Genomic DNA, 26740 nt, shown 5'->3' on the forward strand with positions numbered 1-26740 from the left:
GTTCTTGCTTTACAATCATTCTGCAGACGGAGAATGCTTTCTTCATATTTATTAAGGGATATCACTACACGAACGAGAATATATTTGATAAAATATTCTCTAACTTAATAGAGAAGAGTAGATGGGCTAATTGAAAAATAAAAATCTTGTAGAATATGAATGATTTTTATATAATATCGATAATTGTTCGTATTAAGACATCTGTCTACTGTAAAAGAACAATGAATACCAATGAATGAAAATCCGTTTTTGTATATAAATATGCAGTTTCATAATTGGTTTTTTGTTTATCAGAAAAGAAACAATTGAAAGAAACCTATAATTGTAGCACGAATGATAAGTGCTATAATTAAATTGTGAGTTTGCCGAAATGTCAGAAAAATGATAGGATACTTGTATATTAACTCGAAGTTAAACGGGGAGAGTTGATGACATTACTTTTTGGAGAGAGGTGGGTGCCTATGCGGAATGCAGGATATCCGAAGAAACAAGGGCTTTATGATCCACAATTTGAACATGATAATTGTGGCATTGGCTTTTTGGCGCACATGAAAGGGAAAAAGTCTCATCAGATCATTATGGATGCACTACATGTGCTCCGAAATCTTGAACATCGCGGTGGTCAGGGTGATGAGGTTAATACAGGAGATGGAGCAGGTATCTTACTTCAAATCCCACATCGTTTTTTTGAAAGTATTAGCGAAACGATGGACATGCAACTTCCTGAAGCTGGCGAGTATGGCGTAGGTATGCTATTTCTGCCTCAAGATAAAAAGAAAAGAGGCATCTGTGTATCACGTGTGAATGAGATTGCTATTGAAGAATCTCTTGAGATCATTGGTTGGAGAAACGTACCAACTAATTATAAAATGCTTGGGAATGCAGCCAGATTATCAATGCCCTCCATTCAACAAGTATTTATTAAAAAGCCTCAACATATACAAACTGAACTTGAGTTTGAGCGCAAGTTATATACGCTAAGAAAACGAGCTGAAAATGAACTGATAACACTCGTAACGAGTGACGAATCGTTCTATTTTGCTAGTCTTTCTAGTAGAACCATTGTTTACAAGGGAATGCTGACAACGGAGCAAGTCGGTCAATTCTATCTGGATATTAACGATCCTTTATTTGAATCAGCGATTGCTCTTGTGCATTCACGTTTTAGTACAAATACATTTCCTAGCTGGGAACGAGCCCATCCAAATCGTTATATGATTCACAATGGTGAAATTAACACCGTTCGTGGAAATGTAAATTGGATGCATGCTCGTGAAGCGAAGTTCGCATCTAATCTATTCGGTGATTCATTTGATAAATTAAAACCGATTATTGACAAAAACGGTAGTGATTCATCAATGTTTGATAATGCACTTGAATTTTTGTCGTTATCTGGGCGAACGCTTGCTCATTCCGCCATGATGATGATTCCAGAGCCTTGGCAGAACAATTCTGAGATGAGTGAAAAGAAAAAAGCGTTTTACCAGTATCATAGTACGCTTATGGAGCCTTGGGATGGACCTACTTCGATCGTATTTACTGACGGTCGTCAAATTGGGGCCAGCTTAGACCGTAATGGTCTTCGTCCGTCGCGTTATTATGTAACAAAAGATGACATGATTATTCTTTCATCCGAAGTCGGCGTTGTGGATATTGCTCCAGAGAATGTTTTATATAAGGAACGTCTTCACCCAGGTCAAATGCTTCTTGTAGATACAGAGCTTGGAAAAATCATTCCAGACGAAGAAATCAAAGAGCAGATGATCAATGAACATCCTTATGAAGAGTGGATTAGAGATAACTATATTCAGCTTGAAGACATGCTTGAGTCTTCTGAGGTTCATCAAACTGACTTTGCAAAAGCTAGAGTAAGACAACAAGCTTTTGGTTATACGTATGAAGAACTTTCGAAGGTTATTCTGCCAATGGCAAGAGATGCAGTCGATCCAGTCAGTTCAATGGGATATGATTCTCCGCTGGCGGTATTATCACAAAAACCTCAATTGTTATATAGCTACTTTAAACAATTGTTTGCACAAGTAACAAATCCACCAATTGATGCCATTCGTGAAGAAATTGTTACTGCACTTGGAACAACAATTGGAGCAGAAGGTAACTTAATTGAACCGAACGCACAAAGCGCTCGTCACATTCATCTACCGATGCCAATTATAAATAATGAAGAATTAGCAAAGCTAAGAGACAATAAGTTAGAAGGCTTTAAGTCTAAGGTTCTACCTATTTTATTTGAAGCTAGTCAAACGCCTGGCACATTAGATAGAGCGATGCAAGGCTTGTTTGATCAAGCAGCTGAAGCCATTCAAGAAGGTCATACGTTACTGATTCTTAGTGACCGAGGATTAGATGAATCTAAAGCAGCGATTCCAGCTTTATTAGCTGTTGCAGGCTTACATCATGAACTCATTCGAAAAGGAACACGTACAGAAGTAAGCATTCTGCTTGAATCTGGAGAGCCTCGTGAAGTTCATCATCACGCTGTACTACTCGGTTATGGTGCAGAAGCAATTAACCCGTATTTGGTTTTTGATTCAATAGATGAAATGATTCATGATCAATTAATGGATTCTGTCTCCTACGTGGAAGCTGTTAATCGATACATCAAAACGGCTTCAAAAGCGGTGATGAAAGTGCTTTCGAAAATGGGGATCTCTACCATCCAAAGTTATAGAGGCGCACAAATTTTCGAAGCAGTTGGTATTTCAAATGAAGTAATTGACAAGTATTTTACTTGGACAACATCAAGAATTGGTGGAGTAACACTTGATTTGATCGCAGAGGAAGTATTAGTTCGTCACAACTTGGCATTTGCAACATCCGCTGGTAAAGAAGACACACTTGAGCCTGGTGACGATCTGCAATGGAGACGAAATGGAGAACCACATCAATACAATCCACATTCCATCCATATGCTTCAAAACGCTTGTCGAAATGAGAAATATGATCTCTTTAAAAAGTATTCTGCATCTATAAATGAGCAAACAGAACAGCAAACAACGTTAAGAGGACTCTTTACATTTAAGAAATCCGATCAGCCAATTCCTGTTCATGCAGTTGAACCGGTGGAAGACATTGTTAAACGATTTAGAACCGGTGCGATGTCATTTGGATCTATCTCAGCTGAAGCGCATGAGACACTTGCTATTGCGATGAACCACTTGGGTGGTAAAAGTAATACGGGAGAAGGCGGGGAAGACCCGAGCCGTTTTACGCCTGATGAGAACGGAGATTTGAGAAGAAGCTCGATTAAACAAGTAGCATCTGGACGCTTTGGCGTAACAAGTCACTATCTTGTAAATGCAGATGAGATTCAAATCAAAGTGGCTCAAGGAGCGAAGCCAGGCGAAGGCGGCCAGTTACCTGGTAACAAAGTTTACCCATGGGTTGCTGAAGTTCGTGGATCAACGCCAGGTGTGGGATTAATTTCACCACCACCACATCATGATATTTATTCGATTGAGGATTTAGCAGAGTTGATTCATGACCTTAAAAATGCGAATCCAAATGCGAAGGTAAGTGTCAAACTTGTTGCAGGTACAGGAGTTGGTACCATCGCAGCCGGTGTTGCAAAAGGCCGGGCAGATGGAATCATTATCAGTGGTTACGACGGAGGAACCGGTGCTGCAGCTAGAACAAGCTTAAAGCATACTGGTTTGCCTTGGGAAATGGGTCTTGCCGAAACCCATCAAACTCTTGTATTAAACAACTTACGCGATCGGGTGACGATTGAAACAGATGGTAAGTTAATGACTGGAAAAGATGTCGTTGTTGCCGCGTTACTTGGTGCGGAGGAATATGCATTTTCAACAGCACCTCTAGTTGTTCTTGGCTGTATTGTGATGCGTGTTTGTCACTTAGATACCTGTCCTGTGGGAATTGCTACGCAAAACCCTGAGTTACGCAAAAAATATATGGGGCAACCTGAGCATGTAGAAACGTTTATGCGTTACATTGCTGAAGAAATGCGCGAAATTATGGCTGAACTAGGAATCACTAAATTAGATGATTTAATTGGACGTGCTGATTTATTGAAAGTGAGAGAGAACGTTCAAAACAAAAAGGTTCGTAACCTTGATCTTTCCACGCTATTGTATCAGCCAGATCCAGCTAACCATAAGAAAAACTTTAAAACAAAAGAACAAGATCATCAGCTAGAACTATCTCTTGATATGCGTGAGCTTCTTGAGCCAAGTTTGCCAGCTATAAACGAAGGGAAATCCGTTCGCTTATCTGCAAATGTACGAAATGTAGATCGAGTGGTTGGTACAATTCTTGGATCTAAGATTACTGAGAAATATGGTAAAGCAGGACTTCCAACTGATACGATACAGATTGATCTGAAGGGTTCTGCCGGACAGAGTCTTGGTGCATTTCTTCCTTCTGGCGTAACCATTTCACTTGAGGGAGATGCCAATGATTATACGGGTAAAGGTCTTTCCGGCGGTAAGTTAGCCATTTTCCCACCTAAGGAAAGTACGTACGTTGCTGAGAACAGCATCATTGTCGGAAATACATCCTTTTATGGTGCGACTTCAGGAGAGGCTTATGTTAGAGGAATCGCTGGAGAACGGTTTGCCGTGCGTAATTCTGGTGCGAAAATTGTCGTTGAAGGTGTAGGAGATCATGGACTTGAATACATGACTGGTGGAGTCGTTGTGAACATTGGTTCATTTGGACGAAACTTTGCGGCTGGTATGTCAGGTGGAGTCGCTTATGTTTTAAATGAAAATGGCACGTTCCATAGTCGTTGTAATCAAGAAATGGTCCTACTTGAAGATGTTGATCAAAAAGAAGATCAACATGAGCTTAAGCAGCTGCTTGAAGAGCATGTGCGCTTGACAGGAAGTTATCAAGCGAAGCGCGTGTTAGATGATTGGGAAGAGTTTATAACGAAGTTTGTTAAAGTCATTCCAAAAGATTATAAACGTATGCTTGCAGCGATTGACCGTGTAAAACAAGACGGTGTGCCTGAAAACGAAGCAATTATGGTAGCCTTTGAAGAAAATAAAAGTGATAAGTCTAGAGTAGGTGGAAAATAAGCAAAGGGGCGCGTATGCGTCCCATTTTGTTAAATACGTGATACTTATTGGGATTTGGAGTTGAGAGCGATGGGGAAGCCAACAGGTTTTATAGAATATAAAAGAGAGAATCCGACAAAAAAAGATCCTTTTCAACGCACTAAAAATTGGAGAGAGTTCACCATTTTAACGCCTGATCCCGTTCTTCAAGAACAAGCGTCGAGATGTATGGATTGTGGAATTCCATTTTGCCAAGCGGGTACCTCTATGGTGGGCTCTGGTGAAATCGGCTGTCCGGTGTACAACTTAATTCCAGAATGGAATGATCTTGTTTATCGTGGGAAATGGAAAGAGGCGCTCACACGCCTGCATAAAACAAATAATTTTCCTGAGTTCACGGGAAGAGTTTGTCCAGCTCCGTGCGAAGGTTCCTGTACGGTTGCAATTAGCGATGAAGCTGTTACAATTAAAAATATTGAGTTTAGTATTGTTGAAAAAGGGTTTAACGAAGGATGGATTATTCCAGAACCACCTGCAAAACGAACAGGTAAACGAGTAGCTGTTGTTGGTTCAGGTCCTGCAGGACTTGCGGCTGCGGCACAATTAAATAAAGCGGGCCACCTGGTGACTGTTTTTGAGCGCGAGGACAGAATTGGGGGCTTATTAACGTACGGGATTCCGGATGTTAAACTAGCAAACCATATTGTAGAGCGCCGCGTAGATATTCTTCGTAAAGAAGGTATTGAATTTAAAACAAATATTGAAATTGGAAAAGACGTTACAACAAAGGAAATGGAACAGCAGTTTGATGCCACGATTCTTTGTACAGGTGCGACAAAACCAAGAAATGTAGGGATTGAAGGTCGTCAATTCAAAGGAATTGAATATGCGATGGACTTTTTAACAAGTAATACTAAAAGTCTATTAAACTCAAATCTTGAAGATGGCAATTATATTTCAGCTAAAGACAAGCATGTCATTGTAATTGGTGGTGGCGATACAGGAGCAGACTGTATTACAACGTCTGTTCGACATGGCGCTAAGTCGATTACACAATTTGATATTAATAAGATGAAGTCTGACGTACGAGCAGACGACAATCAGTGGCCGATGTTTCCAATCGTCCATCAGAGTGAAGATGCACATAAAGAAGCAAAAGCCGTTTATGGTGAGGATCCACGTGCGTACCAAGTTAATACAACGAAATTTGAAGGTGACGAGAACGGTCATGTGACAGCATTACACACGATTTCAGTTACGACAACGATTGACGAAAATGGTGTGAAAACGCGTCATCCAATCGAAGGCACTGAAAAAGTATGGAAAGCTGATTTGATCTTATTAGCTGTTGGTTTTACTGGACCAGAAGAAGAAATTATTCAATCTATGAAACTAAAAACAACAAAACAATCTAATATTGATGCAGCATACGGCAATTATGAAACAAGTAAAAAAGGAGTCTTTGCAGCTGGGGACAACCGTCGTGGGCAGAGTCTTGTTGTATGGGCAATACATGAAGGAAGAGAAGCGGCTAGGGAATGTGATCGGTACCTAATGGGTTCTTCTAACCTTCCATAAACGTCATACCATCACTCGAATGAATCGGAAGGAGGAACAGTTGTGCTGGGATGGATGAAGCAATTTTTTCTCGTAGCGTCTGCATTAATGACTTTTGGACTCTCAGATTATGAACAAACGTCTCACACACTTCCTCTTTTTTCATCTGAGAAAAGTGATTCCGATCCACAGGCTGCAAAATCATTTGTCTACAAAATTAGCGAGCAAGACTATAGTCTGTTTCATTCAGTCTTCCCGTCTGATGTGCACGATTATATCCATCGGGATGAGGAACATGCTAAGTACCTGGCTAAACAATTTACTGAACAAGCTAAACAGCAGAGTTATCTTAAGTTTGGTTCAACCATAGAAGGTCGAATCAGTCCGCTATTCGAAGGGACTGTCTTACATTCATTTGAAGAAGCCTTGTCGCAACGTATGGCATCTTTATCAGTTGAAGAGCAAGAGCAGCTTCAAGTGACAAATCATCCTTCCTCGGGCCGCGGGGAGAAGATTGTTCATGTTTTCTCGTTAAAGACGGGCGAAGACCTTATTCGCTTTCATGTCAGACGAGATCAGCCACCTAAACAGGGACATTGGTTTAATTTTCATTATCATGTAGCAGCGGATAATTATGAGCATCATTATCCACTTGCTTCGATCTATTGGGGAAAAGATGTCCCTCCGTTATGGAAAGCATAATAACAAAAACCGTTTCCTGTGATTAATTGTTGATCACGGGAAACGGTTTATTCTGTTCATGGATTAGACAAAAAAAACAATGTTTTTTCCCTATCCGTTTTGGTACGATAGAAAGAGACGTGTGATGGAGGGGTTTATGTGGAAGCGAAAGCAACAAAAGAAGAAAAGCATGCCAAGCGTCCAAAACCAATATGGTTAAAGTGGTTAATCCGTATCGTATTAGGTTATGTACTGCTGCTTGCTACAATCTTATCAATTACGATTATTGTATTACTAGGAACGTTTATTCTTGTCATTATTGATACGTTTTCAAGTACATCTAATTTAAGTGAATTTACGGAATCGAATTTGGTTCCTCTGACAAATGCTCTTTGGAATCTCTTTACTTGGCTTATTCCAGGACTTTAATGTTATAGATTAATGGAGAGGAGAGAGATCGATGTCATTTGAGCGTGCGGTTTACAAAACAGGAAAATATGTGTGTGAACGATTAGAAACGGACGAGTCTAATCGAAGAGCATTAATTAAAGTACGAGCCGTTTTAAAGCACCCTACACAAGGGGACTTGCACAACCCAAAACAAGTTGATGTCCCTTTGTTTCATGAACGAAAAGCACTAGCGGAGTTCGAAAAAACATGGGTTTCACTTTCTACTTTACGTCCTTATGAAGAAGAATGTCCTGCATATCTTGATTCATTAGAACAGGCGTGGAAAACACAATACGAGCAGTTAGAAGAAGACGGTTCGGATTGGGCAAAAATGAGTCAACAAAATTTAATCGAATTACGAAACGAGTACCGCTTTTCTTAAAAGCGACTCGTTTTTTTAAGTGAGGAAAATGGATGAAAGAAACAGTAAAGCAAGGACTCTTATTACATTATGTGCTGGTCATGGTCGCCACTCTATTATGGGGCGTGAACATTGTTTGTTTGAAAATTCTCGTCACATCATTTACGCCTGTGACCATGACAGCATTCCGAATAGGTACAGCCGGTTTAGTTCTGTTATTGGCGCTTATTCTGATGAAGAAGGCAAAGAGGCTAAGTCGGATCGAGTGGTGCTATGTGCTAGCTGGTGGCGGATTAGGTGTTTTTGCACACCATTTATTTTTAGCATATGGGCTTCAAAGTGTTCAAGCTTCTACCGCTGTTTTACTTCTAGGACTTGTACCCGTCGCTACAGCTATTTGTAGTATTCTTTTTTTAAAAGAATCATTTACAAAAGGAACGTTTCTTGGAATTGGTCTAGCCTTTTTAGGAGTGTTGTTTGTTCAAGGTGGAATTGGGCAGTTTGGGACTGGATCTGTGTATATATTGATTGCTGTTCTTGTACAAGCCGTAAGTTTTCTCTTTATTCGAAAGGCTTCAGAAACGTTAAATGCCCTGCAAGTCACTACGTTTACACTGTTAATCGGAGCCTTTATTCTAGTTATATGTAGCTTTACAACTGAACCGAGTGGTTTTGAACGTATGACTATGGGTACCCCAACTTTATATGCTATCTTTTTCTTCTCAGCCATTTGCTCAACGGCAGCAGGTCAATTGCTATTCAACGTATCTATTAGTCGAATTGGAGCTAGTAAAAGCGCAATCTTTTTAAACTTTGTTCCGTTTTTCGGTGTAGTTTGTTCAGCGATTATCTTAAATGAAACCATCGTATGGTATCAGTGGTGGGGGTTTGTGTTAATCGTAGCAGGTGTGTTATTTGGTACAGGATACGTAGAACAATTAAAGTATTCGGCAAAAGAGAAGAGGCAAACAAAAAGTCTTTAGGTTTCATATAAAAAAGGGACGAAGAACTGATTACAGTTCTTCGTCCCTTTTTAGTTATCGTTAGATGGTCTTTAGCTTACGATCGTTGCACTCCAGATAGGTTCAAGAGTGTCACGCAGCGACTGCTCTTGTTCTGCTGTAAGAGGCAGTAGAGGGAGGCGTACAGAGCCCGTTTTAATATGATACATCTCAAGCGCTGCTTTAACTGGTACTGGGTTTGGAGCTGCAAATAAAGCTTTCATTCCAGGAAGAAGCTGACGATGCATTCTTGCAGCAGCTTGTACTTTGCCGTTCTCGAATAAAGTAGCCATTTGTTGCATTTCTTTTCCAAAAATATGTGAAGCGACTGAAACAACTCCTGCACCACCAATTGCAAGAACAGGAAGTGTTAAACTATCATCTCCGCTATAGACAGTAAATCCAACTGGCGCTTGATCAATTAATAAAGCCATAGCATCTAAGTCTTCGCTTGCTTCCTTCATTGAAACAATATTAGGAACTTGTACAAGTCTAAGTGTTGTATCTACATCAATCGTGATGGCTGAACGTCCAGGTACATTATAAAGCATGACTGGAAGGCTGGTTGACTCAGCGATAGCTTTGAAGTGCTGATACAGTCCTTCTTGACTTGGTCGATTATAATAAGGTGCTACAAGCATCACGGCATCTAAACCAATTGCAGCTGCTTCGCTAGTTAAATCAATTGAGGCTTGTGTGTTATTTGACCCAGTGCCTGCTATAACTGGAACTCGTCCGTTCACAGCTTGGACAGCTGTTTTGAAAACAAGTTTCTTTTCTTCGGTTGTTAAAGTTGGAGATTCTCCAGTAGTACCACCAACAACAAGTGCATCTGAACCATTCTCGATCAAATGCTCTATTAAACGTTCGGTTGCTTCAACGTCAACTTGTCCAAACTCGTTGAACGGTGTAATCATAGCTGTTATTACTCTTCCAAAATTCATCCTAATCACCCTCGATTCTGTGTTGTGTTGACTATACTAGTGGGCAGAATCTAAAAATCACAAAAAAACAACAATGACAGGGACTCATTGCTGCATGGTGATACGTAAACCCATACCAATTTAACGATAGCCCCCCATATAGTCTAATAACCATATGACAGTTCTGTATCTATTAAATACAGACCCAGCGAAGAGGTCATGAGTGACCTGACGCTTCGGCAAATTCCCCTTTCATTTTGTTTCCACAGAGCCCATTCTCCTCCACAAAATTACTAATGGTTTTTGCACCTCTACCCTCACTTCAAGATTGAAGTAAAGATTTATTTTATTAAGTTCACCATACCAAATAGAAGCCCTGAATGCAAACATTTTCAGCGGACAGAAGGGGGACCATTTGGTGAAAGTCGATGCTGAATATCATTTAAGAGTAGATCTAACTCCTGGCTACATCGTATCGTTCGTTCTGATGTCATACCATACTTTTCAGCTAATAAAAACATTTGTCGACGTTTCCATTCAATTTCTTGATACTTCATATATTCACCTCAACTAACGTAAAGAATAGGAGCAAAATTGAATTGTTATTACCTCAAAACTAGTATACCCAATTTTCCCAACAGTGGAAGGGATTCTACGAAGAATGTCAGAAGTCCCTAGAAAAAGTTATGTTTCGACATGGTCATTTGTCTGATATTTGAACTTACCTTCCAAGAGAGATAAGATAGGGAAAGTGAGACAAGGAGGATGACATGATTCAATTAATAGCAACTGATATGGATGGAACATTATTAAATGACCAAAAAAAGGTATCACCAGAAAATATTAAAGCGATTAAAGCGGCACAAGAAAAAGGAATTGAAGTCATTGTGGCTACCGGTAGAAGTAAGGAGGAAGCACAAGAGCCGTTGGATGAGGCAGGTTTAACATGTCCAATTATTAGTATTAATGGCGCAGAAACGTGGGATGCATCAGGGAATGTAGCTGATGTAAAGCCGCTACCATTTGAAGAAGCCGTTAGTGCAATGAAGCTTCTTCGTGAACATGCCATCTACTTTGAATTATATTTACAGTCAGGCACTTATAGCGAAAGTAAAGAACAAGCGCTAGATGTCATTGTGCAGCTGATGGAAACAATTAAGGGAGCTGTAGGCACTCAAATTGAAATGCAACGAATGGCAAACAAACGGATTCAGAATGGTTCAATATCGTTTGTTGATCAATTTGAGAGCGTTCTGACCAATTCTTCTGACGCCATTTTAAAATTATTAGCTTTTTCAACAAACCTAGTTATTTTAGACCAAGTGGAAGAACAGTTAAAAGAGAATCCGTACTTAGCGGTTACTGCATCCGCAAGAGGAAACCTTGAAATCAATGCGATTGATGCACAGAAAGGAATTGCCTTACAAGCGTATGCAAAGCAAGCGGGAATTCCGATGGAGTCAGTTATGGCGTTAGGCGATAATTTAAATGATCTTTCAATGATGAAAGTGGCTGGATACCCAGTAGCCATGGGTAATGCAGCTTATGAAGTAAAGCAATTATGTACGTATCAAACGGAAACAAATGATGAACACGGCGTGGCTAGCGCTATTTATACGTACGCAGATATTAAAAAAGCATAATGATGAATGAAGCAGGCATTTCCCAATAAGGAGTGTCTGTTTTTTTCTAGCTACGATCATGTATATGATTCAATTGTTTACATGAGGAATGATAGGGGTATCTAATGAATGTAAGCATGATTATACATAGATACATCTTGTATCTGGCGAAGTCTTATGGTAGTATAAAGAGTAACGGTTTGAAATCTTCCAGAACATTAGGCGTCTTACATTCAGCTGGCGCGGTCTTCGGAGCCGCAAGGATGAAAGAGAGGCAGGGCTTTCATTGTTTGGAAGGAAAACTGGATCTTAAATAGTGACGGTGTTTCTAAACTCATGTAGAATGCACAGTCAAGTATAGCTTAAAAAGCATAACCCAACTTTTAAAGATGAAAAGGGATCAAGAGTGTGACTTGATCCAATATCGAAATATATGTATAGTAGATTCGGTTTTGATTGAAGAGAAACACGAACATTCTATTCTTCAACGCACTGATTAAATGAAGAATTCAAATCTGCCCGGCCATTGTGAGCCGGGCCTCTTTATGTCTTCTATATTAATTTCACATACCATATTGTATAGAATTTAGGTTTAATAAATAGCTAAAACGGTTACATATAGACAAACATGTGTAAAGGAGAAAAAGATTATGGCTGAACACGTACCGAGTATTGAAGAGTATCAAAAGAAAATTGCATTAATGAAGCGAGATCAACGCGAATATAAAGCGGAAGCCTTTATTGAGATTTACGAAGAATATATTGAGAAACTGGAGAAAGAGATCGGGATTCATCAGACATGACACAGTATTAAATCAATGACAATCTTCATCTAAATAGCGAACTCCTTATCATTTAGGATGTTCGCTATTTTTAAGTTTGGAGAGGTCTTTTATTGCTATATAGATTCGTTTCACGTAGGATAGAATTGAAAACGCTAACATATTGTATAAGATAAATGATAAATGAGGTGAGTTGAATGAAGAAAGCATGCATTTTTCAAGGAGGCTGGGAAGGTCATGAGCCAGCAGAGGTTGCAACCATTCTAAAAGGCATTCTCGAGGAAGAAGGTTTTTTGGTAACGGTTAGTGAAACACTAACTGTTCTGGAGAAAGAAGATCTTAACCAATTTGATTTAATTGTTCCGAATTGGACTCAAGGAGAAATTAGTAAAGAGCAGCTTAAACTATTAATGGAAGCAGTAGAAGCTGGAACAGGACTTGCTGGTTTACATGGTGGGATGGGAGATTCATTTAGAAAAGAAACGGATTATCAATTTATGGTCGGGGGACAATGGGTTGCGCATCCAGGTAATGATGGCGTGACATACACGGTTCATATTCATGATTCCAACCATGAGTTAACGGAAGGAATAGACGATTTTGAAGTGATAAGTGAACAATATTATATGCACGTTGATCCTGCTGTGAAGGTCCATGCCTCAACTCAATTTCCAATAGCAGACGGGCCTTATGCCGTAAATGGTCCAGTGTCAATGCCTGTTGTTTGGTCGAAAAAGTGGGGAAAAGGGAACGTTTATTATTGTTCCTTAGGGCACGTTGCTGAGGTTGTAAGACAACCTGAGATTATAAGTTTAATGCGCAAAGGAATGAAATGGGCAGCAAGATCCTAAGTATTCCTGAAGAACTAAATGGAGAGAGGAGAACAATGAATGGATATTAGAATCGGAATGATTGGATATCAATTTATGGGGAAAGCGCATAGTCACGCCTACCGTGATATCCCTTTTTTCTTTCAGTCTAAAGCAAAACCTGTACTTAAGGCCCTGTGCGGACGAAATAGAAAAGCAGTCAAAGAAGCAGCTGATCGAATGGGATGGGAATCTGTTGAATCGGACTGGCGTGAGTTAATTAAAAGAGATGATATTGATGTCATTGATATCGTGACTCCAAACCATACCCATGCAGAGATTGCGATTGCAGCGGCAGAAGCGGGTAAACACATTATCACGGAGAAACCGCTTGCTTTAACTGTAGAAGAGGCAAAAAAAATGAAGGACGCCGTGGAGAAACATAATGTCATTCATATGGTTTGTCACAACTATCGTTTTGTTCCTGCTATACAATATACTAAAAAGCTCATTGAAGATGGGAAGCTCGGTAAGATTTTTCACTTCCGTGCTCGCTATTTACAAGACTTTATTATAGACCCTGGTTTTCCGCTCATCTGGCGTTTGAAAAAAGAGGTATCAGGCTCTGGTGCTTTAGGAGACATTGCGGCACACAGCATTGATCTAGGTAGATATTTAGTTGGTGAAATGGATGAGGTCGTAGCGATGTCGCAAACGTTTATAAAAGAACGACCACTAGGTGAGATGTCAGGGGGTTTAAGTGCTTCGGCCAGTAGCAAGGAAATGGGAGAAGTGACTGTTGATGATGCGGTAGCCTTTATGGTTCGGTTTCACTCGGGAACATTTGGAACGTTTGAAGCGAGTCGTTTTGCTACAGGTAATCGTAATCGAAACACAATTGAGATTAATGGAGAAAAAGGATCTATTCGGTGGGATATGGAACAGATGAATAATCTAGAAATCTATTTAACAGATGATCAAGAGGGAATGCAAGGATTCAGAACTGTAAGTTGTACAGAGGAAGTACATCCTTATGCTGGAGCTTATTGGCCGGCGGGTCATATTATTGGCTATGAGCATACATTTATTCATTTGCTTTATGAGTTTTGTGAAGCGATCTTAAATAAGAGGCAGGCCAAACCAGATTTTCATGATGGGTATCAAAATCAACTTATTCTGCAAGCGATTGAGCAATCGGCGGATACGAAACAGTGGATAGAGATTCCAAGAGCATAATTTTATTTAAATAGATAGAGGTGACCTTTTTGACCGCATCAATTATAGAAACTACGTATCTAGGCGTTCAAGCGATGACATTACAAACAAGTCAATTAGAACTTACGGTTGTGCCAGAATGGGGATCAAATGCAATCTCAATGAAATGGAAAAAAGATAACGACTTGGTGGAATTATTAAGGGGGCCAAGCTCAATCCATGAATATGAACAAGCACCTGTTCAGTTTGGTGTACCCATTTTGTTTCCGCCTAATCGGATAAGCGATGGAGAGTTTACTTTTAATGGTCAGACGTACTCATTTGATTTATCTGAGCCAGATAAGAACAATCATATTCATGGTTTTGTCTATCAAAAGCCTTGGAAAGTTACGCACACAGAAGTAAAAGAAGATTATGCCAAGCTCGTTACATCCATAGAGTCCAAAGACCATCCAGATATAGTAGCCCAGTTTCCTCATTCGTTTCGAATTGAAATGGTGTATTTGTTAGAAGGGGCATCGCTTAAAAAACATGCGGTCATTACAAATTTAAGTGATAAAGAGTTCCCGTGGGGGATTGGCTATCATACAACTTTTCTGTTTCCGGAAGAAACAAGTCATTTTTCATTAGCTGCAGAGAAACAATGGGAGCTTAATGAACGTTTGCTACCAACAGAAAAATTGATTCAAACAGGGCATACGACTATTAAAGAGGGTATGTCTTTACATCATGTTGAATTAGATGATGCCTTTTTAGCAAAAGAAACAGCGCTGGAATCCAACCAAGCGGTTATGACATTAGAACACGAACAAATTAGGATTCGCTATAAAGCAGATGAGTCATTTAAGCATTGGGTGGTCTATAATGCGGATGGAACAAAAGGATTTGTTTGTCCTGAGCCGTACACATGGATCACAAATGCTCCAAAACTCTCATTAGATAAAGAACTGACCGGCGTTCAAACGCTCGCTTCAAATCAAACGATCGTTGTAAAAACAGAGATTGACGTGTCGAGTTTGTGAATAGAAAAGTACCGACTTAACATTTACGTTAAGTCGGTACTTTTATGTGTAGAGTCGTTTTGGAAAAACTGCTCAATTGCAAATGAAGTAGCTCCAAGAGCAGTTGCACTTGCATGTGACGTAGAAAATAGTATAGGGATTCTTTGCTGATCCGTAGCTAATCGGTTAGAAATTGTTTTTTGTACATCTTTTAGTAGAAAGTCTGAGGCCATTGCTAATCGGTTACCGATAATAATTTGATCCGGACTGAAGATATGGATGAGTGAAACAATTCCAATACCTAAATAAGTGGCCACATTTTTAAATGCTGCCATTGTTTTTGGATCTCCAGTTCTTGCTAAAGAGATGAGCTCTTCAAGAGTTTGTTTAGAACCTGTAAAAGATAGCAATGCTTGTTCTGAGGCAAACATCTCCCAACAGCCGTAATTGCCGCATCTACACAATGGACCATTCAAATCAACAGACATATGACCAACCTCTCCAGCAAACCCATGTGTGCCTTTGTACAATTGACCGTTTAAGATTAATCCGGCTCCTATACCGATGCCTGCACTTATATAAAGAGATGAATGAGATGTTCCAACTAGCTCAACTGATTGTTGGCCAAGCGCTCCAAAATTCGCTTCGTTATCTATCCAGATGGGTACGTTAAATTCACTCAGGTCTTTTTTTAAGTCAATCTGTTTCCAGTTTAAGTTTGGCGCATGAATGAGTTCGCCTTTTATTGAAACGATTGCCGGGACACCGATGGCCATTCCAATCAAACCATATGTTGATTCGGGGATTTTGCAAATCAAGGAGCGAATCATTGATCGGATCACACCAATTACATAAGGGTGAGAAGTTTGCGCAAGCGGTTGCCTGTCTAATACAATTTGTTCTCCATTTAAGTTTGTTAACGTTCCGAGTATATGTTGTACACCTAAATCAATCCCGATAGAGTAGCCAGCATGTTTGTTAACTTGAAGTAAAACAGGCTTTCTTCCGCCACTTGATTCTCCTGGACCAACTTCAAGAAGAAGGTTTTCACTCATTAATTCCGCCACTAGAGATGAGATGGTTCCTTTATTTAGTCCCGTAACTTGAGCAATCCTTGCTCTGGAAACGGGTTCATGTTGTCTTATGAATTGAAGAACTAACTGTTTATTTTCCTTTTTGATGGTTGTTTGATTAAAAGGTGCGACCATTTGGATCTCCTTTGAATATAGACTGTATTCACTTAGTTTATTCAATAGACAAAGTGAAAGCAAGCTGTTATACTCACCTTATAATGAAAACGCTAACAAAAAATGAAGATAAGGGTGTGTTGATTGATGACAGTATTCAAAGATGTACAGTCTATCCAATATGAAGGCCCAAGTTCAAAGAATTCACTTGCGTTTAAGTACTACAATCCAAGCGAACAAGTAAATGGTCAGACAATGGAAGAGATTCTTCGGTTCTCTGTTGCTTATTGGCATACATTTACAGCAGGTGGTGAAGATCCATTTGGTGCAGCAGTAATGGAAAGACCGTGGCTCCATTTTAGAGGAATGGATCTAGCAAAGGCTCGCGTAGAAGCTGCATTTGAGTTATTTGAGAAGCTAAATGTTCCTTACTTTTGTTTCCATGATATTGATATTGCACCGCCGGGTTCATCATTAAGAGAATCAAACCAAAATCTTGATGTCATCACCGCAATGATTAAAGACTATTCAAAAACGAGTAAAACCAAATTATTATGGAATACAGCTAATTTGTTTAACCACCCTAGATATGTACACGGAGCAGCCACATCAAATCTTGCCGATTCATTTGCGTATGCAGCCGCTCAAGTGAAAAAGGGGCTGGAAATGGGTAAGGAGCTTGGATCTGAAAATTACGTATTCTGGGGAGGGCGTGAAGGTTATGAGTCACTCCTGAATACTGATTTAAAATTAGAACAGGATAACATGGCTCGCTTTTTCCACATGGCGATTGATTATGCAAAGGAAATTGGATATACAGGTCAATTCTTAATTGAACCTAAGCCAAAAGAACCTACTAAACACCAATATGATTTTGATGTCGCAACAAGTCTCGCATTCTTGCAGACGTATGGATTAAATGATCACTTTAAATTTAATATTGAAGCAAATCATGCCACTCTTGCCGGTCATACATTTGAGCACGAGCTACGAACAGCTCGAATCCATGGGATGCTTGGATCAGTTGATGCGAACCAAGGTGATCCTTTACTAGGTTGGGATACTGATGAGTTTCCTACAGACCTTTATTCAAGCACACTTGCCATGTATGAAATTTTAAAGAATGGTGGGTTAGGAACTGGGGGATTAAACTTTGACGCCAAGGTACGTCGAACTTCATTCGAACCTATTGATTTATTTGAAGCACATGTCGCTGGAATGGACAGCTTTGCCGTTGGGTTAAAGGTTGCAGCAAAGCTAATTGAAGACCGAGTGCTTGATGACTTTGTTGAAAACCGTTATTCAAGCTTTAAGGAAGGAATTGGTCTAGACATTGTAGAAGGTAGAAGTAGCTTGCGACAGTTAGAGGAGCATGCGCTTGGCTTAACAGAAATTAGACCTCGTTCTGGTAAGCAAGAAAAGCTAAAAGGCATTATTAATCAATATTTACTTGAGACGATGCATTCAATGGCTCAGAAGTAATGATAGAAAAAATGGAGGTGGAAGTATAACATGTCACATGTGATTGGGATTGACTCAGGAACAAGTGCTGTTAAACTTCTACTTGTTTCTAAAACAGGGGAAGTAGAGATAGAAGTTAGTAAACCTTATCCTTTGATCCAAGAGAAATCAGGCTATAGTGAGCAGGATCCAGCGCAGTGGATTATTCAAACCATTGAAGGCTTAACAGAATTGGTGAAACAATTTAATGGTGACTCTGAACAAATTGAAGGAATCAGTTTCTCGGGTCAAATGCATGGATTGGTTCTACTTGATACATCTAATAAGGTACTAAGACCAGCTATTTTGTGGAATGACACACGAACAACCAGTGAATGTAGGGAGATCGAGAAGCTTGTTGGTGAGGGTGCGTTATTAGAGATTACTAGAAATCCAACTCTTGAAGGATTTACTCTACCTAAGATTCTCTGGGTTAAAAAGAATGAACCAGAGATTTTCTCAAAAACAGCGAAGTTTTTATTACCAAAGGATTATCTCAGATTTGCTTTAACTGGAAAGCTGCATAGTGAATATTCAGATGCAGGAGGTACTTTATTACTTGATATCAAAAACCAATGTTGGAGCAAAGAAATTTGCGATAAGGTTGGGATCGACATGGATATCTGTCCCCCTCTCGTTGATTCTCACGCGTCAGTTGGTCAGCTTACAAATGAGATTGCCAAGCAAACAGGCTTATCTTTAAAAACAAATGTATTTGCTGGCGGCGCAGATAACGCATGCGGTGCCGTTGGAGCAGGTATTCTATCTGAAAAAGACACGTTAGTGAGTATTGGAACATCAGGTGTGGTTCTGGCATTTGAGGATACGAAGGATGTGCAGGTAGATGGAGGGGCTCATTTTTTCCACCATGCCAAACCAGATGCCTTTTATAAAATGGGTGTGACGTTGTCTGCTGGTTATAGCTTAAGCTGGTTTAAGCAGACATTTGCACCTGATCTTCCTTTTGATCAAATTATAAATGAAGCGGGAGCACGAAAGCCTGGTGCGAATGGGTTACTCTTTACGCCGTATTTAACAGGAGAGCGCACACCCCATGCGGATTCAGCAATACGTGCAAGCTTTATCGGTGTTAGCTCAACTCATACTCGTGCAGATTTTGTGCGAGCGGTTCTTGAAGGGATCACGTTCTCTTTAAGGGATTCTTTAGAATTGTTTAGAGAGCAGGGTACGCCTGTTCGTCGGATCGTTTCAATCGGTGGAGGAGCTAAAAGTAAGGTTTGGTTACAAATGCAGGCAGATGTCTTTAATGTGCCCGTTGTAAAGCAGGCGAACGACCAAGGTCCAGGGATGGGAGCAGCCATGCTTGCGGCTTATGGAGTAGGTTGGTTTAAGAGCTTAGATGAGTGTGCGGCTTTGTTTATTAAAGAAGAGACTGTGTATGAGCCTAATCAGACTCAGGTGCAACAATACGATAAATTATATCGTCTTTATCGACAAGTATACGATCAAACGAAACATTTGAACGAATCACTTGCTGCTTACAGATAATATGTATTAAAAAGAAGAAGCTATCCAAACATTTAGTAGGACGGCTTCTTCTTTTTTGAGAAAAAATAAAAACCCCCTCAGAGAGGGGGTTGGTTAATTATGCTTTTTCAACGTTAGCTGCTTGCTCGCCACGGTTACCTTCTACGATATCAAAACGAACTGCTTGACCTTCTTCAAGAGTCTTGAAGCCTTCGCTTTGGATAGCTGAGAAATGTACGAATACATCGTCACCATCTTCGCGCTCGATGAAACCAAAACCTTTTTCTGCATTAAACCATTTTACTGTACCTTCTAACATGTGTGTTTCCTCCTTGTAAATGAATTACTATTTACGTTAACCATCAAGCTTCAAGAGGAAACAACATAAGGTATTCCGTCTATCCACGTTAATAAAACAATAAGTAGCATAGATAAAGAATAGCATATGCTACAGAAGAACGCAAGTTATTATCTATAAAACATGACTAAAATTTAGTGTGACCAATTTATTCACTAGATGAATCATCTTTCGTTTTTTCAGGCTTACGCTGTTCCTTTTCTTCATGAGAAATTTCTTCTAAGGGCAATTCATCAACGGGCATAGAAGACTGGTCATGGTGACTCTGTTCGTCTTTATCATTCTTAAATTTATCTTGATCGATCTTTTCTTTCATATGCTCTTGATTCTTTTTATTAGCCATTATTATCCCTCCCTACATATTCAATAACCTAAATATAATAATCAAAACATGTTGTTGACTTTTATCAGTTTAGTGCTAAACTGATACTAAGAAAGGGGGACGTTCCAATGGATCAATCAAGTGGAGAGCGTCTTAGCTTACTTTTATGGTTTCGACTAGCACGGTTTTATCATCAGAGTAACCGGTTATCTAATACGAACGTTGGCCAGTTCGATCTTACGATTAGTCAGTTTGATCTCCTTGTGCAAACGCAAGCTAATCAACCAATATCACAAATGGACCTGGCGGGAAAGCTTCTTGTCACAAAAGGTAGTATTACGCAAATGCTTGCTAAGCTTGAACAACGGAATTTAATTAAACGAGAACAAGAATGGCGGATTAAGCGAATCTCTTTAACTGATGCGGGAGAAGCTTTAATGAATGAAGCACGTCCTGATCAATCAGCCTTTCAGTCGTCATTATTTAATCCATTAACCTCAGATGAACAGAAACAACTTAATACATTACTTAAGAAACTTCAAAAAGGGATTGAATCCCACAAAAACTAGGAGGAATACACATGAACATCTTGCCACTAAAAGGAATTCACCATGTATCAGCCATTACTGCAAACGCAAAAGAAAATCTTCACTTTTATACAGACATTTTAGGGATGAGATTAGTTAAGAAAACAGTCAACCAAGATGATACATCTGTTTATCATCTGTTTTATGCAGATGAACGCGGAAATCCAGGTACAGACTTAACCTTTTTTGAGATTCCACATGCAGGGACAACGTATGAAGGTACAAACAGTATTAGTATGACCTCTTTGCGAGTTGCGACAGACCAAGCGCTTGAATATTGGGTAGGTCGCCTTGAACAGTTTGATGTAGAACACGAAGGCATTAATGAGGAATCTGGTCGCAAAACATTAGCTTTCCGTGACTTTGAAGGCCAGCGCCTGCAATTTGTTTCGGATGAGCATAATGAAGGAGTAGCAGGAGGAAAACCTTGGGATAAGAGTCCAGTTCCAGTTCAACAAGGAGTCGTTGGACTTGGACCAGTCCGATTAACGGTCAGTCGTCCAGATGTAACTGCAAGAATTTTAGTTGACGTTATGGGATTCCGCGAAGTTCGTACGTATGAAGAAAAAGGAACCAATCCTGCTATTCGAGTATTTGAAACGGGAGAAGGCGGAACAGGAGCAGAGATCCATTTGTTAGAACGAAATGACCTTCAACGTGAACGACCTGGAAGAGGAAGTGTTCACCATGTAGCTTTCCGTGTGGAAAACCAAGATGAGTTAAATAAATGGGTTGAGCACATTAGTGCATCCGGTTTACCGAACTCAGGCTTTGTCGAAAGATATTATTTCCGTAGCTTATACTTCCGTGAACCAAATGGTATCTTATTTGAGCTTGCAACGGATGGTCCAGGATTTGAAGGGGATGAACCATTTGAAACATTAGGCGAGAATCTTGCTTTGCCTCCTTACCTTGAAAACCAACGTGAAAAAATCGAAGCAACCATTAAACCGCTTAATACAAAAGCCTAATTAGAGAGGAGTTTGATCTTATGCATCATGAACATGTTTTTAATAAAGGAAACAATCCAAGCCTACCAACGCTCATCCTCCTACATGGTACGGGTGGAGATGAAAAGGACTTACTTCCAATTGCAGAGATGATTGCACCAGATGCGTCCGTTTTAAGTGTCCGTGGAAACGTCTCTGAAAATGGAATGAATCGATTCTTCAAACGACTTGCTATGGGTGTATTTGATAAAGAAGATTTAGCAATAAGAACAGAAGACCTGCATTCATTTATCAAAGATGCTGCCAAGATCTATCAATTTGATGCTGAACGCACAGTTGCAATAGGCTACTCAAACGGTGCAAACATTGCAGCAAATGTATTATATACGATCCCAAACGCGCTTTCAGGTGCGATTTTGCTTCATGCTATGCAACCTCAGGAAGCTGTTCAACTTAGTTCAGAGATTGATGCATCAGTGTTCATAAGCTCGGGGAAGAAAGATCAAATGATCCCTGCGATAGAATCTGAGAAGCTCATTTCTACATTACAAGAAGCCGGAGCCAATGTTACAGAGTTTTGGACTGAAGGTGGACATGAGTTAAGACGAGAAGAGATTGAAGAAGCTAAAAAATGGTTTGATTCCTTTAGTAAATCATAAAAAGAGGAGTAAATGATTCTCGACTGAGTCATTTGCTCTTTTTATTTTATAAAACAAACGTTGTTTGCCTGATCGTAGTTTTTTGACTGGTTTGTATATTCCTCTTTATATCTGTGTAAGAACGTGCGAAATTCCTGAAAATAGTTGACTTTCTTTAAAAGGATTTATAGTATTAAGGGGCTTCAAAGACTTATTTTGTGCTAGAAAAGAGGGTCTATTATGCGAGAAACAAACGAAAACGAAGAGCAATTGTCCAAGCGGAAAAATTGGATCTTGTTTAGTGTCATTGGAATTATAACATTAGCTGTTATTTATTTAGCTATTTTTCAAGATGTATGGTACAGAGTCGTTGTGCTAACTGCATTAATAACTGGTGGTATCCTGATTTATCGACAGCTTGCAGCAATTCAAGTGCTCCTGCAGCAAAAGGGAACAGTCATCCAAACATCAGTTACTGCAGAAGAAACGCCGCTATCACAGCCTGAACTGCTAGAGAAAGAAACAGAATTACAGCAGTTAGATCTAGACCGGACACAAATGTTTGAAGAGCTATTAAGTCGATCAGCAATCGAAGAGTATGAAAAAACAGAGTATCGGGAAAAAATGGCCTATAAAACGTCTGAGACGTCGCGAATAAGAGAAGAGTTAGGTCATGCTCCTAGTAAACTACAATTGGTGTATGAAGGAACTAAAAAGTACTTTGTTAAAGACAACCCAATGAAAGAAATAGCTGCCTCACTTGACTCGGAAGTCATTGAAAACGGGACACTGTCTGAGTTAAATGATGAAATTCAACGTATGATCCCAAGGCTTTCTAGAGAGAGTTTACAATCTCTTGAGAAATCTAGTTATATGGACGAATCCTATAAATTAACTCGATCTGGCTACAAAGAATTAGTGCAGGCTGCTGAACAAATCAAATCATAAGAAAAGGCGAGCATTCCACGTTGGGAAGCTCGCTTTTTTATTATTGATCATAGAAGGGAAAATCAATTCTTGAATCAACACAGTCTATCAGAAAAATGAAAACATACCACTCGATTCTCGTGTTCATTCTCCTAGTAAAGCCTGACGAATGCCATGAAACACATCCGTATTGTCAAGAGGTCCATTAAAGAGAGAGGCCTTTGGTCCATATGCATAGATTGGGACATCGATCGCCGTATGGTCGTTACTGGTCCATGCCATTCCTGCCTTTTCACTTACTAATGTGTTAATTTCAAGCTTTGGCTCTTTAGAATTTTTAATTTGATCTAATTCCTCTGTTGTAAAGCTCATAGAGGTTTGTTCCGTTAAGATATCTTCTAGATTAGAGTAGCTCCGATCGACTAATGAAAGCATGTCTTCGCCAGTCATCTTTACTTTTTGTAGATTTGACGGGTTGAATTCGTCGTTAGGCTGAATGGATAAACCACCAGTATCGTGGTCACCAGCCATCACAATTAACGTTTCTTGATCCTTTTCTGCAAACTCAAGCGCAATTTTTACAGCTTCTTCAAATGCTTGGGAGTCTTTCATTGCATAAGCAGCATCATTATCATGACCAGCCCAGTCAATCTGACTTCCTTCAACCATTAAGAAAAATCCATCTTCTGATTGGGACAAATGTTCAATCGCAAACGATGTCATCTGCGCGAGAGATGGTTCAGTGGGAAGCGGACCAAAATCAGGCTCAAGAGCCTCATCAGCGAAAAGTCCGATATATTTCTTGGAGGGATCTGGTTCGATTGAAAGCAGGTTCCGTTTTGTTTCCATGTATGTAAATCCATTCTGCTCAGCTTCCTGAATTAAATCTACACCATCTTCTCGAATGCCACCTTGTTCAGGAGCCAAAAATTGCTCTCGTCCACCACCTAGTAGGACATCAAGATGCTCGTGAGAAACAAGTTGCTTTGCGATTCCTTCATAATCGTTACGACCATCTACACTTGTTGCAAAGGCAGCAGGGGTCGCATGAGTAATCGTTGATGTTGCAACCAATCCATTTTTCTTCCCTGCTTGTCCGGCTAAATCAACAATGGTTTGAAGTTTTTCTCCATCTGGTGAAAAGCCAATAACACCATTATTTGTTTTTACTCCAGTAGCAAAGGCTGTTCCAGCGGCAGCGGAATCGGTAATCATTGAATCAGCAGAGTGAGTAGAGATCATGCCGGTAAGCATGTGATGCTCCTCCCAAACTGGTAACCCGTCTTCTTTATACAGACGATAGCTATCTGCATAAGCTGTAGAAAATCCATCAGGAATTAAAAAAATCGCATTTTTCACATGATCGTTCTTTGGGTTGTCAGCTTCACCCGCATCTGACGCATATGCATGGTACAAAGGAAAGATCGAAGCCGTTATAAGTGTTGCAGCAGCAAGTGTCATACTCATTTTCTTTTTCAATGAAAGAATCCTCCTTTTTGAATGGGGTACAAGTTCATTCTAACAGGAGGTTATGTAGAGCATATTTGATTGGTGTTAACATCTTTTGAACCAATGTAAAGGTCAGATGCTCTTGTTTACAAAAAAAGTCGAAAGCTTAACCAGCTTTGCTTCACTGAAGAAACCGTTCCAATGACTGCAAACCCGTAGCAAACACCCATTAAGATACCTAATACAGAGCTTTGACGATAGGTCATACATTTTGATAAAAATAATCCTGCTTCAAGCCACCACGATGGAAGAAACGGAAGCTTTACATAAGCCATTCGATTTAATAATTGACCAAGTAAACAAAGAAGAGGGGCAAAAAATTCAATGTCAATAACGGCAGTTTGAACGAACGTAGTGATCACCCTGCTCGCTCCTTTTTTGTGTTTTTTTGTAGTATGCTCAAAATGAAATGACTTATCCGGAAAAAGTAAAAATACCTATGATATACTACAAAAAAAAGAAAATGATTGGAGGGAGAGCAATGTCTAGTGTTGTTATTGAATTAAATGCCGTAAGCCTACGTCGTCAATCAAAATCAATTCTCCAGCAGATTAATTGGCGCGTAGATAAAGGTGAGCATTGGGCGATTTTGGGGGCGAACGGATCAGGTAAGACTTCCCTCCTTAAATTAATTACTGGGTATGAATGGGCTACTACAGGATCAATTGAGGTGTTAGGTGAGCAATTTGGCCACACGGCTATACATGAACTTCGGAAACGGATTGGCTGGCTGAGCGCATCGCTTGATGAGAAGTATCGTAACTACGAAGGTCTTTCATGTGTGGATGTCATAATTAGTGGAAAATACGCATCTGTTGGCTTACATGAAACAGTCGGTGATGAAGTGATTGAACAAGCGTTTAAGCTAGCTGATGAAATGGGGCTTAAAGAAGTGACTCGCTCACCCCTTAGAACCCTTTCGCAAGGAGAACGAAAAAAGACGTTTTTTGCTCGGGCACTAATGTCAGCTCCTGAAATTGTTATTGTTGATGAGCCAACAAGTGGATTAGATTTGGCTGCTAGAGAACACTTTCTTTCAAAACTCGAATCTACTCACACCAAACTAGATAGTCCATCTCTATTATATGTCACTCATTATCCAGAAGAGATTATTCCATCCGTTACTCATGTGCTGCTTTTAAAGGATGGGAAGATTGTAGCAGCTGACAAAAAAGAAAACGTGCTTACGGATGAGCGATTATCGGATGCTTTCTCTATGCCGATATATGTTAATTGGAGAGATGAACGCCCTTGGATTCAAATTGGCACAGTCGCCAAACAGGAACAAACACAATGAGCGGAACTCGCGTAAGCCTACGCCCGCTTACACAAAGCGATGCAGAAGACTTGCTTGCTTTACATATTCAGAATAAACATTTTTTTGAACGGTTTTCGATGGAGCGACCACAGAACTATTATACGTTAGCTTTTCAAGAGCATGTGATTTCGCAATTTAATGAGCTTGCCAAGCAAGGAATTGAATACCACTTTGCGATTTGTACAAAGCAAACCAATCAACTTGTAGGGGTAGTGGACCTTTTTCAATTATATAGAGGCCCATTGCAGCGAGGGATGATCGGTTATTCTGTCAGTCAAGCTGAAAATGGAAAAGGTTATGCAACAGAAGCTTGCACCTTACTTACTGAATATGCTTTTACAAACTTGAAGTTACATCGCCTTGAAGTGGCTGTTATGACAATGAATCATGCATCCATTCGTGTGCTTGAGAAATCTGGTTTTAGTAAGGAAGGAATAGCTAAACAGAGCGTAAGAGTTCATGGGAAATGGGAAGATCACTATATATATGCTTATATTAATCCGACTCACTAAGGAGTG

The 26740-nt window shown here is 39.8% G+C and carries 26 protein-coding genes and 1 riboswitch; of the genes, 19 read left to right on the forward strand and 7 right to left on the reverse strand.

From position 1 onward, the window contains the following. Positions 1 to 461: 461 nt before the first annotated feature. The 6 genes from gltB to ACQKKO_RS02410 all read left to right on the forward strand — a co-directional run bounded on the left by gltB (position 462) and on the right by ACQKKO_RS02410 (position 9068). Positions 462 to 5057: a glutamate synthase large subunit gene (gene gltB / locus ACQKKO_RS02385; RefSeq protein ID WP_498643962.1), complete on the forward strand. Its 4596-nt coding sequence runs from the start codon at positions 462 to 464 to the stop codon at positions 5055 to 5057. Between the two features lie 69 nt (positions 5058 to 5126). Then, positions 5127 to 6614 (forward strand): glutamate synthase subunit beta, encoded by a 1488-nt coding sequence (locus ACQKKO_RS02390; protein ID WP_498643963.1) that lies wholly within the window; start codon positions 5127 to 5129, stop codon positions 6612 to 6614. Positions 6615 to 6656: 42 nt separating this feature from the next. Then, positions 6657 to 7295 carry a YpjP family protein gene (locus tag ACQKKO_RS02395; protein WP_498643964.1) on the forward strand — a complete coding sequence of 213 codons (639 nt, stop codon included), beginning with the start codon at positions 6657 to 6659 and terminating at the stop codon, positions 7293 to 7295. 138 nt (positions 7296 to 7433) lie between these two features. After that, positions 7434 to 7703, forward strand: coding sequence for a hypothetical protein (locus ACQKKO_RS02400; RefSeq protein WP_343130420.1), 270 nt, complete (start codon positions 7434 to 7436; stop codon positions 7701 to 7703). A 31-nt stretch (positions 7704 to 7734) separates the two neighbouring features. Next, the gene (gene kapB / locus ACQKKO_RS02405) at positions 7735 to 8106 is read left to right on the forward strand and encodes a sporulation phosphorelay system protein KapB (protein WP_498643966.1); all 372 of its coding nucleotides are present in this window, start codon (positions 7735 to 7737) and stop codon (positions 8104 to 8106) included. Between the two features lie 32 nt (positions 8107 to 8138). After that, a complete protein-coding gene (locus tag ACQKKO_RS02410) occupies positions 8139 to 9068 on the forward strand; it encodes a DMT family transporter (RefSeq protein WP_498643968.1) in 930 nt (309 codons plus the stop codon). Positions 9069 to 9139: 71 nt separating this feature from the next. On the opposite strand, the gene dapA is transcribed toward ACQKKO_RS02410, so the two are convergent. Together dapA and ACQKKO_RS02420 are read right to left on the reverse strand one after the other, a co-directional pair. Further along, a complete protein-coding gene (gene dapA / locus ACQKKO_RS02415; RefSeq protein ID WP_498643970.1) occupies positions 9140 to 10030 on the reverse strand; it encodes a 4-hydroxy-tetrahydrodipicolinate synthase in 891 nt (296 codons plus the stop codon). Positions 10031 to 10149: 119 nt separating this feature from the next. Then, a riboswitch (Lysine riboswitch) is annotated at positions 10150 to 10331 on the reverse strand. A gap of 70 nt (positions 10332 to 10401) precedes the next feature. Continuing rightward, positions 10402 to 10566 carry an aspartyl-phosphate phosphatase Spo0E family protein gene (locus ACQKKO_RS02420; RefSeq protein WP_498643972.1) on the reverse strand — a complete coding sequence of 55 codons (165 nt, stop codon included), beginning with the start codon at positions 10564 to 10566 and terminating at the stop codon, positions 10402 to 10404. A gap of 213 nt (positions 10567 to 10779) precedes the next feature. Here ACQKKO_RS02420 and ACQKKO_RS02425 point away from each other — a divergent pair, with 213 nt between their 5' ends. The 5 genes from ACQKKO_RS02425 (at position 10780) to ACQKKO_RS02445 (ending at position 15459) form a co-directional block, all read left to right on the forward strand. After that, on the forward strand, positions 10780 to 11652 hold the full coding sequence (locus ACQKKO_RS02425) for an HAD family hydrolase (RefSeq protein WP_498643974.1): 873 nt from the start codon (positions 10780 to 10782) through the stop codon (positions 11650 to 11652). A gap of 629 nt (positions 11653 to 12281) precedes the next feature. Further along, a complete protein-coding gene (locus ACQKKO_RS02430) occupies positions 12282 to 12434 on the forward strand; it encodes a hypothetical protein (protein ID WP_498643976.1) in 153 nt (50 codons plus the stop codon). Positions 12435 to 12610: 176 nt separating this feature from the next. After that, positions 12611 to 13264, forward strand: coding sequence for a ThuA domain-containing protein (locus ACQKKO_RS02435; protein ID WP_498643978.1), 654 nt, complete (start codon positions 12611 to 12613; stop codon positions 13262 to 13264). A gap of 39 nt (positions 13265 to 13303) precedes the next feature. After that, positions 13304 to 14458 (forward strand): Gfo/Idh/MocA family protein, encoded by a 1155-nt coding sequence (locus ACQKKO_RS02440; RefSeq protein ID WP_498643980.1) that lies wholly within the window; start codon positions 13304 to 13306, stop codon positions 14456 to 14458. A gap of 29 nt (positions 14459 to 14487) precedes the next feature. Next, positions 14488 to 15459, forward strand: coding sequence for an aldose 1-epimerase (locus tag ACQKKO_RS02445; protein WP_498643982.1), 972 nt, complete (start codon positions 14488 to 14490; stop codon positions 15457 to 15459). A 23-nt stretch (positions 15460 to 15482) separates the two neighbouring features. Here the strand turns inward: ACQKKO_RS02445 and ACQKKO_RS02450 are convergent, their stop codons facing one another. Next, the gene (locus tag ACQKKO_RS02450) at positions 15483 to 16646 is read right to left on the reverse strand and encodes an ROK family protein (RefSeq protein ID WP_498643984.1); all 1164 of its coding nucleotides are present in this window, start codon (positions 16644 to 16646) and stop codon (positions 15483 to 15485) included. A 126-nt stretch (positions 16647 to 16772) separates the two neighbouring features. On the opposite strand from ACQKKO_RS02450, the gene xylA reads away from it, so the two are divergent. Both xylA and xylB read left to right on the forward strand, forming a co-directional pair. Continuing rightward, positions 16773 to 18107, forward strand: a complete 1335-nt coding sequence (gene xylA, locus ACQKKO_RS02455) for a xylose isomerase (RefSeq protein ID WP_498643986.1) — start codon at positions 16773 to 16775, stop codon at positions 18105 to 18107. A gap of 30 nt (positions 18108 to 18137) precedes the next feature. Continuing rightward, positions 18138 to 19634, forward strand: coding sequence for a xylulokinase (gene xylB, locus ACQKKO_RS02460; protein ID WP_498643988.1), 1497 nt, complete (start codon positions 18138 to 18140; stop codon positions 19632 to 19634). Between the two features lie 97 nt (positions 19635 to 19731). Here xylB and ACQKKO_RS02465 read toward each other — a convergent pair whose 3' ends face one another. Together ACQKKO_RS02465 and ACQKKO_RS02470 are read right to left on the reverse strand one after the other, a co-directional pair. Next, positions 19732 to 19932: a cold-shock protein gene (locus ACQKKO_RS02465; protein WP_203086826.1), complete on the reverse strand. Its 201-nt coding sequence runs from the start codon at positions 19930 to 19932 to the stop codon at positions 19732 to 19734. Between the two features lie 187 nt (positions 19933 to 20119). After that, entirely contained in the window at positions 20120 to 20314 is a 195-nt protein-coding gene (locus ACQKKO_RS02470; RefSeq protein WP_498643990.1) for a hypothetical protein, read from the reverse strand. A 107-nt stretch (positions 20315 to 20421) separates the two neighbouring features. On the opposite strand from ACQKKO_RS02470, the gene ACQKKO_RS02475 reads away from it, so the two are divergent. From ACQKKO_RS02475 to ACQKKO_RS02490, 4 genes are all read left to right on the forward strand, one after another. Beyond that, positions 20422 to 20862, forward strand: a complete 441-nt coding sequence (locus ACQKKO_RS02475) for a MarR family winged helix-turn-helix transcriptional regulator (RefSeq protein WP_498643991.1) — start codon at positions 20422 to 20424, stop codon at positions 20860 to 20862. Positions 20863 to 20873: 11 nt separating this feature from the next. Beyond that, on the forward strand, positions 20874 to 21851 hold the full coding sequence (locus tag ACQKKO_RS02480; RefSeq protein ID WP_498643993.1) for a ring-cleaving dioxygenase: 978 nt from the start codon (positions 20874 to 20876) through the stop codon (positions 21849 to 21851). 20 nt (positions 21852 to 21871) lie between these two features. Further along, positions 21872 to 22489, forward strand: a complete 618-nt coding sequence (locus ACQKKO_RS02485) for an alpha/beta hydrolase (protein ID WP_498643994.1) — start codon at positions 21872 to 21874, stop codon at positions 22487 to 22489. A gap of 219 nt (positions 22490 to 22708) precedes the next feature. After that, positions 22709 to 23416 (forward strand): molybdopterin-binding domain-containing protein, encoded by a 708-nt coding sequence (locus tag ACQKKO_RS02490; RefSeq protein ID WP_498643996.1) that lies wholly within the window; start codon positions 22709 to 22711, stop codon positions 23414 to 23416. 123 nt (positions 23417 to 23539) lie between these two features. Here the strand turns inward: ACQKKO_RS02490 and ACQKKO_RS02495 are convergent, their stop codons facing one another. Both ACQKKO_RS02495 and ACQKKO_RS02500 read right to left on the reverse strand, forming a co-directional pair. Further along, the gene (locus tag ACQKKO_RS02495) at positions 23540 to 24874 is read right to left on the reverse strand and encodes an alkaline phosphatase (protein ID WP_498643998.1); all 1335 of its coding nucleotides are present in this window, start codon (positions 24872 to 24874) and stop codon (positions 23540 to 23542) included. Between the two features lie 116 nt (positions 24875 to 24990). After that, positions 24991 to 25266: a hypothetical protein gene (locus tag ACQKKO_RS02500; protein ID WP_498643999.1), complete on the reverse strand. Its 276-nt coding sequence runs from the start codon at positions 25264 to 25266 to the stop codon at positions 24991 to 24993. 119 nt (positions 25267 to 25385) lie between these two features. On the opposite strand from ACQKKO_RS02500, the gene ACQKKO_RS02505 reads away from it, so the two are divergent. Together ACQKKO_RS02505 and ACQKKO_RS02510 are read left to right on the forward strand one after the other, a co-directional pair. Then, entirely contained in the window at positions 25386 to 26201 is an 816-nt protein-coding gene (locus tag ACQKKO_RS02505; protein ID WP_498644001.1) for an ABC transporter ATP-binding protein, read from the forward strand. Continuing rightward, positions 26198 to 26734 carry a GNAT family N-acetyltransferase gene (locus ACQKKO_RS02510; RefSeq protein ID WP_498644003.1) on the forward strand — a complete coding sequence of 179 codons (537 nt, stop codon included), beginning with the start codon at positions 26198 to 26200 and terminating at the stop codon, positions 26732 to 26734. Before ACQKKO_RS02505 ends, ACQKKO_RS02510 begins: the two co-directional genes overlap by 4 nt. The last annotated feature ends 6 nt before the right edge of the window (positions 26735 to 26740 follow it).

It is taken from the genome of Alkalihalobacillus sp. NPDC127517 (genome assembly GCF_050276055.1).
GTDB lineage: Bacteria > Bacillota > Bacilli > Bacillales > Bacillaceae_D > Alkalicoccobacillus.